The organism is Maritimimonas sp. 2205BS37-2, from assembly GCF_056591755.1.
Genome location: NZ_JBWQOI010000001.1, coordinates 703214 through 715834, shown reverse-complemented (window position 1 = coordinate 715834; position 12621 = coordinate 703214). Strand labels below are relative to the sequence as shown.

Annotated in this window: 13 protein-coding genes; 2 read left to right on the top strand and 11 right to left on the bottom strand. The window is 33.3% G+C overall.

What is annotated here, in order from left to right:
* Positions 1-54: 54 nt before the first annotated feature.
* From AC1EUU_RS03335 to AC1EUU_RS03300, 8 genes are all read right to left on the bottom strand, one after another.
* Positions 55-1116, bottom strand: a complete 1062-nt coding sequence (locus AC1EUU_RS03335) for a helix-turn-helix domain-containing protein (RefSeq protein WP_480199955.1) — start codon at positions 1114-1116, stop codon at positions 55-57.
* Positions 1117-1151: 35 nt separating this feature from the next.
* Entirely contained in the window at positions 1152-2255 is a 1104-nt protein-coding gene (locus tag AC1EUU_RS03330; RefSeq protein WP_480199954.1) for a type 1 glutamine amidotransferase domain-containing protein, read from the bottom strand.
* 115 nt (positions 2256-2370) lie between these two features.
* On the bottom strand, positions 2371-4905 hold the full coding sequence (locus AC1EUU_RS03325) for a heavy metal translocating P-type ATPase (protein ID WP_480199953.1): 2535 nt from the start codon (positions 4903-4905) through the stop codon (positions 2371-2373).
* 209 nt (positions 4906-5114) lie between these two features.
* Positions 5115-5543: a hypothetical protein gene (locus tag AC1EUU_RS03320; RefSeq protein WP_480199952.1), complete on the bottom strand. Its 429-nt coding sequence runs from the start codon at positions 5541-5543 to the stop codon at positions 5115-5117.
* A gap of 111 nt (positions 5544-5654) precedes the next feature.
* Entirely contained in the window at positions 5655-6260 is a 606-nt protein-coding gene (locus tag AC1EUU_RS03315; protein WP_480200759.1) for a protein-L-isoaspartate(D-aspartate) O-methyltransferase, read from the bottom strand.
* A gap of 148 nt (positions 6261-6408) precedes the next feature.
* Positions 6409-7059 carry a class I SAM-dependent methyltransferase gene (locus AC1EUU_RS03310; RefSeq protein ID WP_480199951.1) on the bottom strand — a complete coding sequence of 217 codons (651 nt, stop codon included), beginning with the start codon at positions 7057-7059 and terminating at the stop codon, positions 6409-6411.
* Complete coding sequence (locus AC1EUU_RS03305) at positions 7049-7618, bottom strand: DUF4251 domain-containing protein (protein ID WP_480199950.1); 570 nt, start codon at positions 7616-7618, stop codon at positions 7049-7051. Before AC1EUU_RS03305 ends, AC1EUU_RS03310 begins: the two co-directional genes overlap by 11 nt.
* Positions 7619-7705: 87 nt before the next feature.
* Positions 7706-8506 (bottom strand): BtpA family protein, encoded by an 801-nt coding sequence (locus AC1EUU_RS03300; RefSeq protein ID WP_480199949.1) that lies wholly within the window; start codon positions 8504-8506, stop codon positions 7706-7708.
* 66 nt (positions 8507-8572) lie between these two features.
* Here AC1EUU_RS03300 and AC1EUU_RS03295 point away from each other — a divergent pair, with 66 nt between their 5' ends.
* Together AC1EUU_RS03295 and AC1EUU_RS03290 are read left to right on the top strand one after the other, a co-directional pair.
* A complete protein-coding gene (locus AC1EUU_RS03295; protein ID WP_480199948.1) occupies positions 8573-9496 on the top strand; it encodes a carbohydrate kinase family protein in 924 nt (307 codons plus the stop codon).
* The gene (locus AC1EUU_RS03290; protein ID WP_480199947.1) at positions 9493-10416 is read left to right on the top strand and encodes a pseudouridine-5'-phosphate glycosidase; all 924 of its coding nucleotides are present in this window, start codon (positions 9493-9495) and stop codon (positions 10414-10416) included. The genes AC1EUU_RS03295 and AC1EUU_RS03290 overlap by 4 nt, the downstream gene beginning before the upstream one ends.
* Before the next feature lie 85 nt (positions 10417-10501).
* On the opposite strand, the gene AC1EUU_RS03285 is transcribed toward AC1EUU_RS03290, so the two are convergent.
* The 3 genes from AC1EUU_RS03285 to AC1EUU_RS03275 all read right to left on the bottom strand — a co-directional run bounded on the left by AC1EUU_RS03285 (position 10502) and on the right by AC1EUU_RS03275 (position 12604).
* Entirely contained in the window at positions 10502-10708 is a 207-nt protein-coding gene (locus AC1EUU_RS03285) for a helix-turn-helix transcriptional regulator (RefSeq protein WP_480199946.1), read from the bottom strand.
* Entirely contained in the window at positions 10708-11148 is a 441-nt protein-coding gene (locus AC1EUU_RS03280; protein WP_480199945.1) for a hypothetical protein, read from the bottom strand. Before AC1EUU_RS03280 ends, AC1EUU_RS03285 begins: the two co-directional genes overlap by 1 nt.
* A 151-nt stretch (positions 11149-11299) precedes the next feature.
* Entirely contained in the window at positions 11300-12604 is a 1305-nt protein-coding gene (locus AC1EUU_RS03275) for a carboxypeptidase-like regulatory domain-containing protein (protein WP_480199944.1), read from the bottom strand.
* Between the last annotated feature and the right edge of the window lie 17 nt (positions 12605-12621).

Genomic DNA, 12621 nt, shown 5'->3' with positions numbered 1-12621 from the left:
CTGTTTTAATTACGCTACAATTAATAAAGTATCATAATATCAGGAGATTATTAATTAAGATGAAGATTGGTTATTTTTTCTATAAATAGAAGGCGTTACGCCTTCAAATTTTTTAAATGCGCTGTTAAAAGATGAAAGACTACTAAAACCTGTATCAAATGCTATTGATGAAATTGTAAAATTTTTAGAATGCTCATCTAATAACATTTCTTTTGCGGCTTGTATTCGATAATAATTAATAAAATCATTGAAATTTTGTTTGGCATATTGATTAATGATCTCTGAAGTTTTTTGTGTTGTTTGCCCAATTTGTTTGCTTAAGCTTGAAAGCGAAACATCTGATTCTAAGTATACTTTTTCATTAACCACTATTTTTGAGAGTTTCTCAAAAACGGAAGCATTATTATTCTCTTTAAAAACATTGCCATCAATCTCGGTGGCTCCTAATTGAAATGCCACAAAACTTAAATAATAAACCACTATTGAGTAAATTATGGGCCCAATAATATAAGGAATAGTATCTTCTATAATATTTAGAAAAAAAGATATCCAAATAATTACAAAACCAATAATTAAATATTGCAACCATTTAAATATTATTTTTTGCGATTTTGTCTGTAATTCAGATTTAAAATTTCTTTTGGTCTTTTGCAATAATCGATGAGCTGAGAATATGTAGAAGGCAAAATGTAGGTAAATAAATATTAGCGTACTACCAAAAACAATAATGGCCTGTTTATTATTGGTGTCAAACCAATTTTTGGTAATAAAAAGGCTCATAATGAAAACCAAAACGAATGGTGTTAGTTCAATTAGATAATGATTAGAAAGCTTAAAATTTGGACGTGTCATAGCTAAAACGTACCATCTTAAGAACGGACCAATTAATAATAAAAATGCCAATCCGGCAATTATGAATAATGGCTCCAGATCATTGCCAAAATTGAGCATAACAGATTTACCAATTCTAAACGCCATAAATATCAACAGCAACCCTAGTAAGAGATTGGCTAGTGTTCTTTTCTTTTTGAAAAAACATAAGTATGCAGCAAATAGCATTCCATGTAACAGACCAGCACTGCTAATAATAATAAGAAGTATGTCTAAAAAACTCAATACACTATTTTTCTCAAAGCTACTGATATTTTTTCTTAAGTAGCTTCACATTTTTTCGCAAAAGACACCAAACCTATAATATCAAAAAAGCGTCCGATTTCTCCTTTCATTCCAGCAACAATACTGTGTGAAGCAATCACTACTAGTTTTACGGGTTTCTTTTCTTTTACTAACATTTTTTCTATCATTCCCTTTGCTTTTTTTGAACCATATCGATCATAAACTGATAGTATTTTTATTGCATTCTCTTCTCCTGTGATCTCTCTATATTTTGGTGTATAGCCCAATTGCTTGATCATCGTTTCGGCCAATGTCCAAGTTGACCATGGATTTTGCCCTGTAATTAAATTTTTATCGTGACTTATTTTTTCTAGATACATAGATCCTTCATTAAAGCGTGCGCCTTGACTTACTAATTTATCCTGTAAAAGAAATGGAAAAATTGACTTTGCCTTTGGTATTAAAAGCAACTCCTCTTTGTTAGTAAAGCTACTTATTGTTTTATTTTCTAAAATAGGCCGGCCATTATCTAAAGTTACATTAACTAATGCCGCAGGGCCATGGCAAACTGCTCCCACTACTTTATCTGATTGATAGTACTTTTTAATAATATTTTGAATTGCTTTGTTCTCTGGAAAATCAAACATAGCGCCTTTACCGCCTGCAAAAAATACCGCTTGATAGTCTTCGGCTTTTACTTTGGCTACAGGAATAGTATTTTTAATTTTACGTTGCGCTTCTTGATCATTTAAAAAAGCATAGTCATACACACCCATATCATCATCATCAATAACAACTGGTGGTGTACCTCCTTTCGGGCTCGCAATATCAACATCAAAACCATTGGCTTTAAATACATAGTAAGCTCTTGACAGTTCTGTTAACTCATAACCAGTGCTTTTTCCACTACTACCCATAGTATCAGTGCTTGTAACCACTGCCAAGATCTTACCTTTAACAGGATACACATTCTCTGATAAATAAGGTAGGTCTTTTGCCATTGTGGTTTCTAATGCCTCCTCTTTTGGTGGAATAAGACTCATAAACCAATACCCAAAGGTAAACAGCACTAGGATTAATGCTGTGAAAGAAATTAATAACCACTTAAAGATTTTAAGAATTCGCTTTTTTCTCGACATAATTTTACTTTTATAAATCGATGACGAAATAAGCCATTTTGATCTATAAAAACTGTCGGAATGATAATTCCGTCAGAGTAAAATATGATTTTACAATTCTTTAAATGGAGCTATTTTAAAGACGAACTCTTCTTAATCTTAATGCGTTTGCAATAACAGAAACGGAACTAAAACTCATTGCCAAGGCAGCAATCATTGGCGATAATAAGAGTCCAAATAATGGATATAAGAGTCCAGCAGCAATTGGCACACCTAGTATATTATATACAAAAGCAAAAAATAGATTCTGTTTGATATTATTCATTACAGACTCACTAAGTTTCTTAGCTTTAACAATACCATAAAGGTCGCCTTTCACCAATGTAATTGTTGCGCTTTCTATAGCAACATCGGTTCCTGTACCCATAGCTATACCAACGTCAGATTGTGCTAAAGCCGGGGCGTCATTAATACCATCACCAGCCATAGCTACTTTTTTTCCACTAGCTTGTAATTGCTTAATTTCTTCGAGCTTATCTTCGGGTAAACATTCGGCTTTGTAATGTTTTAAATTCAATTTTTCAGCAACCGCTTTTGCAGTATTTTTATTATCTCCGGTAAGCATAATTACATCTATTCCTAGCTGTTGTAATGATCTTATAGCTTGTTTGCTGGTATTTTTAATAGCATCAGAAATAGCTGCATATCCTACAACTTTATTGACTATTGCAATATATGAGACTGTTTTGCCTTGCCGTTGCTCTTCTTTGATTTTTGTACTAAACTCTGTAGGGATTACTATTGAGAACTGTTGCAGGAGCTTATCATTACCTACAAGAACTTGCTGCCGGTCAACCATGCCTATAACTCCTTTGCCAAGTATAGCTTCAAAGTTTTGAACCTGCATCATTGTTATTGATTTCTCTTTACCGTAATTTACAATGGCTTCTGCTAAAGGGTGTTCGCTAAACTGATTTAAAGAAGTAATTTTTTTGGTTAATTCTAAATCTGAATATTCATCAGAGAAAGAGATCACTTTTTCAACAGATGGCTTTCCTTCTGTAATAGTTCCTGTTTTGTCAACAATTAAAGTGTTAACCTTATGCATTTTCTCTAGTGCTTCGGCATTTTTTATTAAGACTCCTGACTGTGCACCACGGCCAACACCAACCATAACAGACATAGGAGTTGCCAATCCGAGTGCACAAGGACATGCAATGATTAACACCGCGATCGCATTTACAAAAGCGAATACATATGAGGGTGTAGGGCCAAAAATTGCCCAAATAATGAAGGTTAGTACTGCAATAATAATGACAATAGGTACAAAATACTTAGAAATTTTATCGGCTAACTTCTGAATTGGTGCTTTAGATCGGCTCGCATTATTTACCATGCTAATAATTTGAGAAAGCAGTGTTTCTGCTCCTACTTTCTCTGCCTTCATCACGAAAGATTTAGTACCATTAATGGTTCCTGCACTTACTAAATGGCCTTTACCCTTATCAATTGGTATTGGTTCTCCCGTAATCATAGATTCATCGATCGTGCTTTCGCCTTGTATAATTATTCCATCAACGGGAATTTTCTCGCCGGGCTTTACGCGTAGAAGATTGCCTTGCTCGATTTTATCAATTGCAATTACCTTTTCTTTATTGTCTATTAAAAGTGTAGCCGTTGATGGCACTAACTTTAGTAGTTCTTTAATGGCACCACTCGTTTGATTATGCGCTTTTGCCTCTAATAATTGACCTAGCAATACTAAGGTCAATATTACTGTGGTTGCTTCAAAATAGACAAAAACATTACCATGATGGGTTCTAAATTGTGCGGGAAATATTTCTGGAAATACCATTGCAACAACACTAAATACCCAAGCAATTCCGGCTCCAATTCCTATTAAGGTGAACATGTTTAGATTCCATGTCTTGATGGATCTCCACGCTTTTTCAAAAAACATCCAGGTTGCATAGAATACCACAGGAATCGATAAAATAAATTGAATCCAATTCCATGTTTTCTGACTTAAGATTGTATACAGTGGATTATTAGGAATCATTTCTGACATTACAATGATGAAGATTGGTAGTGTGAAAAAAATGGCTGTTTTAAACTTTTTGAGTAAACTTTTATAAGCCAAATCTTCGTCATTATCAGTAGTTATAGGAATTAAATCCATACCGCATATTGGGCAGTCACCCGGTTCATTTTGAACAATTTCTGAATGCATTGGGCAGGTGAACGCTATCGCTTTAGGAATTAGTTCAGGAATCTTCTCTAGACGCATACCACAAACAGGGCAGTCTCCAGGATTTTCATATACTTTTTCTCCTTCACAATGCATCGGGCAATGATATTTTCCAACTGCATCTGAGCCTAAAGTTGGCTCTGGATGTTCATGAGACTTTTCATGATTATTGCAACAGCTTTCTTTATGGAGATGAGAAGCGTTTAAAGAATCTTCATTAGCAGCTTCTATTGTATAATTTCCTGCGCTCTCTAAGGCTTCTTGCATTGCTGAAATGTCTATATGCGTATCCATTTCAACAAGGGCCATATTTGGTAGTCTTACCGCTGCAAAACTTATTCCATCTATTGTTTTTAACGTTTTTTCAACCTTAGCTCTGCATCCATCACAGGTCATGCCTGTTATTTTATATGAATGTTTCATTTACTAGCACTTTTTACCATATAGAATTGAAATATTCTCACCCTATCAATAAGGGTTCATAAAGTACTGTAAAGATACGCCTTGCTTTTTCTTAAGCCTAAGAAATGCCGTAATAATAAAAATTAATAAAGAGTATTTGGAATCTAGCGTTGAAATACCAAATATGGTCTTCTAATCACTTATTTGGTATACTAAAATGCAAATTGCAATTATGATTTTGCCATAACCACGAGTTGGGCTCCTCCTCTACTTGACCTACCATTTCTATAAATGAACAAGATCTTTTTAATCATACGATGATGCCCTATAAGATCGAAAGCGCGTGTGGAGTCTCCTTTATCTAAACGACGAGAAATAATATGATTTTCTGAAGTGTCATCTTCATAAATAACTTTAACACTAGATAGATATACCGATGTTTTTAATACTTTTAATTTAAGGCGTTTTATGTTCTTCTTTTCTTCGGTGATATCTAGTGTGTCATAATCAACGCCTTCACTTACTTCTTGCTTTCCTAATTTTACCCAACCACCAAAACTGGTAATGTTAGCAACACTCGTATTAAGCTTTGTAAATGAAGTTGAACTTATTATTAGAAATAACATGAATACATATAAAACTCTTGTATCATTCTTCATAGGTCAATATTTTTGGTTGAAATGATTACTATTAAAAACGAAAATCATCCTTAAATAGTATATATCAACTATTTAGGCGAAATAACTTGAAGTGTTTTTCTAGTGAAGATTTTAATCTTTTCTGGTAAATGGAACAAAGCGAACACCTAATCTTTTCTCTTGCTTTATCGCGCCATTTTTCTTAGTAATTAAAATTAATTGTTGATTGTAAGGGTTGGAACCAACAGGAATTATCATTCGTCCACCTTCTGCTAATTGGTCAATTAGAGGTTGCGGAATTTTGGTCGCACCAGCAGTTACCATAATAGCATTAAACGGAGCTGCCTTGGGCCAGCCATGATAACCATCACCAATTTTTACGTTTATATTAGTGTAGCCTAACTCCCCTAAGACTTTTTTTGCTTTTAATCCTAGCTCCTCAATAATTTCTATGGTATACACTGAATCTGCAATTTTCGCCAATACTGCTGCCTGATACCCAGAACCTGTGCCTATTTCTAAAACCTTATGGTCTTTTTTTAGTTTTAACTCTTGCGTCATAAAAGCAACAATATATGGCTGTGAAATTGTTTGTTTATTACCTATAGGCAAGGCTGTATCTTCATAAGCATAGTCTTTTATTTCATCTGGTACGAAAAGATGTCTAGGTACTATAGTCATCGCGCTAAGCGTTGCCTTATTAGTAATCCCTCTAGACTTGAGTTGCTTTGATACCATAACTTCTCTTTTCACAACTAAGGTATCTTGACTATAGCTTACGCTGGAATAAAATAAAAATATCAGTAAGAATAATACACGAAAATACATTAGAGCTACCTAAAATTGATACCAATAAAAATACTCAAAAAAATGGTAGTAAGTAAAATTAAGGTTTTATAGCAACCAATATCCACATGGTTTTAGTTCGATCACGCTCCCAATAACCAAAGTTCGTAATTTCTTTTTTTATAATGAAACCAGCCTGTTGCAGTTCTTCTTTTACATAACTTAATGATAAAGTATGAGCGGTTACTTGCCTTTCTCTAGACTCTCCTATCATATGTTTCTTAATTTTTTCTAATAGAACTATTCTTCCTTGTGACTTTAAAGAGTTATTAAAATGTTGAAGCATCTTTTTATATGAGGTCATTTCATGATAAGTATCTATCACGAAGAGTGCATCTAAAGTGGTTTTGGGTAGTTTAGGGTCATCATATTCTCCTACAATGGTTGTAATATTTTGACGCTCTCGTTTTTTAGCATTCCTTTTAAGTTTCTCTAATCGATCACTTCTAACATCTACAGCGTATACACCACCCTGCTCTCCTACTTTTTTTGAAAGATGCATGGTTAGATAGCCTTCATGGCTTCCAACATCAGCAACAGTATCTCCTAACTTTAGATCGGCCAAATTTAGAAGCGTATTCACTTTCATCCATTGATCTCTGGATTTCCAATCACTTGAAGTATATTGTGAAAAACAATACGAATAACAGCAAACAAATACTAAAAAGAATAAGCGTTTATTATAATTCATTCTCTAATTTAATACTACTTGCTTTACCTCTATATTGAATGAAGGAGCGATGTGAGCTATTTATATTCACAACACTGGTTAAATTTGGAAATAAGGTGATTTGAACAATATAACTTTCACTGGGATTGTTCTTGTCATTTACTTCAAAACGAATTTCATAACTATCTTTTTTCCCTTTCTTTATCTTGTAGTTATTATAACTTTCATCAAATTCGATACCTATTTTTGTACTTCCTAAATTACTTCCCATTCTCCTTTCTCCGTAAAAAGGTAAATATGCCTGAGCTACGCTATCATTTAGTTTTAAAAAATTAGTATTTCCAATTAAGTTTATACTTCCAGAATTACTTCCTGGAGGAAAGAAACCAGAATTACCAAATTGCATTAGTGCATTTGAGGCAATTGGTCGAGCCCATTGAGATTCAATTTCAAATGATTTGTTGTTAATTAATGATTCTAATGCTGCGGTATTAACATTGGCTGTATCGCTAGTTTTTGAAGTAGAAGCGCATCCATAAATTAAGCCAAGAACCATTAGTAATAAGCCTATCCGTTTCATCTTTAATAATTTTGGTGCTATTAAAGTTAGTTAATAATGCTTTTATTCACTTTAATTTTAACGTATTTTAACGCATATCACTTAAAATTAAGATTTAAAAGCTTTCATAAATTGATGAATGCGGTCAAAATTTAATTGATTGTTCCATTTGCCATTTTCTTTAAAGTACGAACCAATAATCATAGCATCGCAAAGTGGTAAATAGGTGCTAAAGTTTTCTAATGTAATGCCAGACCCGATCATTATGGGAGTATCTAATTTCCCTTTTAATGACTTTAATTCTTCTACTGAAGCTGCTGTACCAGTATGATTTCCGGTAACAATTAAGCCATCACTTAAGAAGAACTCTGCTGCCTGTGCTGTCTCCAAAATTGAAACATCATTGGTAATGGCATGTGAACTATGTTTTTTCTTAATATCTGTAAATACAGCAATATGTTCAGCACCAAGTTGCTTTCTAAATCGCAAAAGTGCACCGGCTTGCGCATCAATAAACCCTTCATCGGCTATGTGCCCATAGACATATCCTTCAGCACGAATAAAATCTAAATTTGCAGCAAGCGCTACAGACATCGCAGCATTATTCGCGCCCGCTAAAATTTGTATTCCAATGGGTAATGCTGTTTCCTGTTTAATTGAGTAGCAGCAAATTGCCATTAGTGCACTTATTTCGTGCCCAACATTATTTTTAACGTATGGAATGTCATGCATATTCTCAATAATAAGAGCATCTATGCCGGCTTCCTTATAGATTTTTGCTTCTTCTAGTGCCTTAGCAATAATCTGATCTGAAGTTAATCTATTCGTCGGTGTTCCTGGTAGTGCAGGAAGATGAATGACACCTATTGCTACTTTATTGTCACCAAAAATTAACCTAAATTTATCCATAAGAAATTGCTATGTTTCGTAAATTTACTTAAATTAATATGATAATTTCATTTAATACTTTAAAAGATGGCTACGTCTTCAAAAATTACAGTTGTTGGTGCTTCAAATATTGATTTAATAGGATGTTCAAAGGATAAATTGATCTTTAAAGATTCGAATATTGGTACGTTAGAAACGGTTCATGGTGGTGTTGGCAGAAATATTGCTGAAAATCTTTCGAGACTTGGTCGCGATGTTGAATTTTTAAGTGTCTTTGGTGATGATGAATTTTCAAAATCGCTCAAAAAATATTGTAGCAATTTAGGGATGTCAGTTGCGAATAGCTTAACGAAAGAGCATACAACTACTTCTACTTATTTAGCTATTATGAATAAGTATAATGATCTAGCTCTTGGATTATCTGCTATGGATATTTATGATGAATTGGCAGATTCATTTATTACAGATAGATTAGACATTATTAAGCAAAATGAATACTGCGTATTAGAAACGAATTTTCCGGCATCTATTTTAAATATTGTAACCGATAGGCTTCCTGATACCAAGTTTGCTTTAGAAGCTGTTTCCGCAAAAAAGGCATTACGAGCAAAGTCAATTTTAGACAGACTTTATATTTTAAAGTGTAATCACTTGGAAGCTGAATTATTAAGTGGTTTAAAAATGGACTATGAAGGTGATTATGAAAAGGTGGTTGAACATTTCTTAGATATTGGAGTTAAAAAAGTATTTATAACATTAGGAAAAGATGGTGTGGCCTATGGCGATAAAAATGAAGTTTTTGTGGAACGAAATAATGTGGTAACTCCAGTTAATACCAATGGTGCAGGTGACGCATTTATGGCTGGTGTTTTATATGGGGAAACAAAAGGAATGGAATTGTATGAAACCGTTAAATTTAGTGCTGCTTGTGCTGCTATTACAATTCAGCATAAAAATGCTGTACATCCTGAAATCACTGAACAAATGGTTTTAGATACCATGACCTTATGATTGAGAATTATCTAGATATCCATCCTAAGGTTCATCATGCTTTAGAAAATAATCTTCCGGTAGTTGCATTAGAGTCTACTATTATTTCACATGGTATGCCCTATCCGCAGAATTTTGAAACCGCTTTACAAGTTGAAAAGATCGTACATTCGAATGGTGCTATACCTGCAACAATTGCCTTGCTAGATGGAAAAATAAAGATCGGACTAGAAACGAATGAAACTAATTATTTAGCAAAAAGTGGCACTCAGATTGTAAAAGCTAGTAGAAGAGATTTGGCATATCTGTTAGCGAATAAAATTGATGGCGCTACAACAGTAGCCTCAACAATGATCGCTGCCAGCCTTGCCGGAATTAAGGTATTCGCTACGGGAGGCATTGGAGGTGTACATCGAGGTGCTTCACAAAGCTTTGATATATCTGCTGATTTGCAAGAGTTGGCAAATACCAATGTAGCGGTTGTTTGTGCCGGTATTAAGGCTATTTTAGACTTAGGATTGACATTAGAATATTTAGAAACGTATGGGGTGCCTGTTTTAGGGTATAGAACAGATGAACTTCCTGCGTTTTATTCAAGTACGAGTGGATTTAAAACAAATTATAAGGTTGATACTACGCTAGGCATCGCTAAACTTTTAAAAGCAAAATGGGACTTAAATCTTAAGGGTGGCGTTGTGATTGCCAATCCGATACCAAAAGCACAAGAACTTGAATTTAAGACTATGAATAATGCTATTGAACAAGCATTGCTTGAAGAAAAAAAGTTAGCTATTTCTGGTAAAGAAAGTACGCCTTTCTTGCTTAAAAAAGTAAAGGAACTTACTAAAGGGAAAAGTTTGGAAGCCAACATTCAACTTGTTTATAATAATGCCAAGCTCGCTGCTGAAATTGCTAAGGATTATCAGAGTTTGATAGATTAATTGCGATCACCACTCCTATTCTTCTAAAATAAGAATAGAAGACATATATAGACGATCCAAGAAATTAATAAGATAAGTAACTTTATCATGATCTATCGTTTTCATCAAGTTCAAAAAAATCATTTACAGGCTTATTAAATACCTCTGATAGTTTTAAAGCTAAAACTGTCGATGGTACATAACGATTCTTTTCAATCGAATTAATTGTTTGTCTTGATACCCCAATCTTTTGTGCCAATTCATCTTGTGTAAGATTTAAAATGGCACGTTCAACTTTTAATCTATTTTTCATTAACGATACCTTTTAATGTTTTCGAAAAAGGCTAATTGAACGACTAGCATAAATACCAAGACTTGAAAGTAACTGAAATCAGCGGTTGGATTATCTTTCTGTAATGCAAAATCAACTAAATAATTCGCAATTGGTTGTACTATAGAATATAGAACGCTAATAATAAATGCAAATCTATATGATTGTGACCGTATACTAACAATCAACTCGTCTTCAATCTTTTCCTTCGAAAGCGACACTATTAATAAACCCAATAAAAAGATGTTGCTTAATACCGGCTTTACCCAACTTGGTTCATCGAAGAACTTTTTAGCTATCATTAATAAAAATGTTGCAATAACTATAATCCAGCCTATTTTTTTATATTGATTTGGTAATTGAAATTTATTCAATTTGTCCAACCTTCTTCTTTCTGCTTCACAAAATGTTTCCTTACTCATACTAAATTAGTTAAATTAATTTTCCTTTATGTAAAAAATATTTATTATAATGACAAATATACTTTACATTTTTAAATTCACCAAATGTTTAAATAAAAAAATGAGCTGCAAGAAAGCAACTCATTTTATAAGTATTGAAAATTAAGATTATTTAGTGCCCAGAATTATTTCCAATTCGTCTTAACTGGCGCTGAATCTTCTTTATTGCAGATTCAATAGATTTTTCGGGTTCTATAACATTATAGGCGCCCCAAAATTCTGGATCTGAAAAACCTGAGGCTTCATCGGCAATAATAATGGATGGTTTTAAGCGCTCTTTATTTTTTAAACCTTTATCTAAATTAAGTTTCCAATCGGTTACGGCCATTTCACTTGATAAAGAGTATACAGAATTAAACCATTTACGTTTCTTATGTACTTTAAATGTTAATTGCACATTGCTATAACCATAGTACCACTTGCCATTTTTTTCTCTATAGTCTACTCTATAAGCAGCTTTCGTAGGATATACCTTTACATCTTTAGGTTTTCTTCTAACAAATAATTCACTGGCTAAGTCTTTGTTTTCAACATTTAAACTATAGATGGCACTAGTTAAGGCGAGTGTTTTAGAATCAATAAATAGCTTACCGTAATATAAAGGTTCTCCTATTTCATCTCGTTGCTTAAAATTCACCACATAAACAGGTTTATCATTTATTGTTGTTGAGGGGCCAAAGGTAAATTTGTATAGATCTATAGCATTATTACTAAATATATACTCTGGGTATTTCATTAAATCGATATACAAAGCGTTAAACGGGCCTCCCTGTAGCTTTAAGGCCAATGTATCTAATTTTGTATAGTCAGTATTCTTTCTTGCTTTATATAGTTTTATTTTATCTCTTTTAGGAGAAGTATAAGGTTCTTTGTATAAGGTAACTATCGCTTCTGCCAGCGATACATTTTTACGCCGCTTCTTTATAGTCTCTCTATAAAAAGCGGTCATTAATGCCTGCTGATTTAAATTATTCTTTCCCTTTTTTTGTAGGGTTTTCCTAATTAAACTTTTCGCATCTTTTGGTAAAGTAACATTTATCTCAGAAAGTGCAATTGTTGATGGAGAGAGCGCAATTCGATTTTTTCGTTTTTTCAAAGTACTCAATGCGAGACTCATTTGTTGGTATCCCAAAAAAGAAACGATTAATTTAGCATTTTCAATGCTCTTTGGTACTTTCAATAAAAACTCGCCCTCAGCATTGGTTATTGTACTTATGTTCGAATCTTCAATTGAAAGCGATGCAAACACAAGGGGTTTATTTGATTGTTTATCAACAACTACACCGCTATATTCGTTATATTCTTCGGTAACATTTTGAATAGCAAATGTCATGCTTGTTGTAATAAAAACAAAGCATAAGGTTAATAAAGCAGTTTTGGTTAAATTGGTTTTTAAGATGTTGTATTTGTAATACATAATTGACAAAACTTAAA

Excerpts from the sequence above, each read along its gene's own strand:
- AC1EUU_RS03330 (WP_480199954.1), bottom strand. The coding sequence starts at position 2,255 with ATGTCGAGAAAAAAGCGAATTCTTAAAATCTTTAAGTGGTTATTAATT.
- AC1EUU_RS03325 (WP_480199953.1), bottom strand. The coding sequence starts at position 4,905 with ATGAAACATTCATATAAAATAACAGGCATGACCTGTGATGGATGCAGA.
- AC1EUU_RS03320 (WP_480199952.1), bottom strand. The coding sequence starts at position 5,543 with ATGAAGAATGATACAAGAGTTTTATATGTATTCATGTTATTTCTAATA.
- AC1EUU_RS03315 (WP_480200759.1), bottom strand. The coding sequence starts at position 6,260 with ATGGTATCAAAGCAACTCAAGTCTAGAGGGATTACTAATAAGGCAACG.
- AC1EUU_RS03310 (WP_480199951.1), bottom strand. The coding sequence starts at position 7,059 with ATGAATTATAATAAACGCTTATTCTTTTTAGTATTTGTTTGCTGTTAT.
- AC1EUU_RS03305 (WP_480199950.1), bottom strand. The coding sequence starts at position 7,618 with ATGAAACGGATAGGCTTATTACTAATGGTTCTTGGCTTAATTTATGGA.
- AC1EUU_RS03300 (WP_480199949.1), bottom strand. The coding sequence starts at position 8,506 with ATGGATAAATTTAGGTTAATTTTTGGTGACAATAAAGTAGCAATAGGT.
- AC1EUU_RS03295 (WP_480199948.1), top strand. The coding sequence starts at position 8,573 with ATGGCTACGTCTTCAAAAATTACAGTTGTTGGTGCTTCAAATATTGAT.
- AC1EUU_RS03290 (WP_480199947.1), top strand. The coding sequence starts at position 9,493 with ATGATTGAGAATTATCTAGATATCCATCCTAAGGTTCATCATGCTTTA.
- AC1EUU_RS03285 (WP_480199946.1), bottom strand. The coding sequence starts at position 10,708 with ATGAAAAATAGATTAAAAGTTGAACGTGCCATTTTAAATCTTACACAA.
- AC1EUU_RS03280 (WP_480199945.1), bottom strand. The coding sequence starts at position 11,148 with ATGAGTAAGGAAACATTTTGTGAAGCAGAAAGAAGAAGGTTGGACAAA.
- AC1EUU_RS03275 (WP_480199944.1), bottom strand. The coding sequence starts at position 12,604 with ATGTATTACAAATACAACATCTTAAAAACCAATTTAACCAAAACTGCT.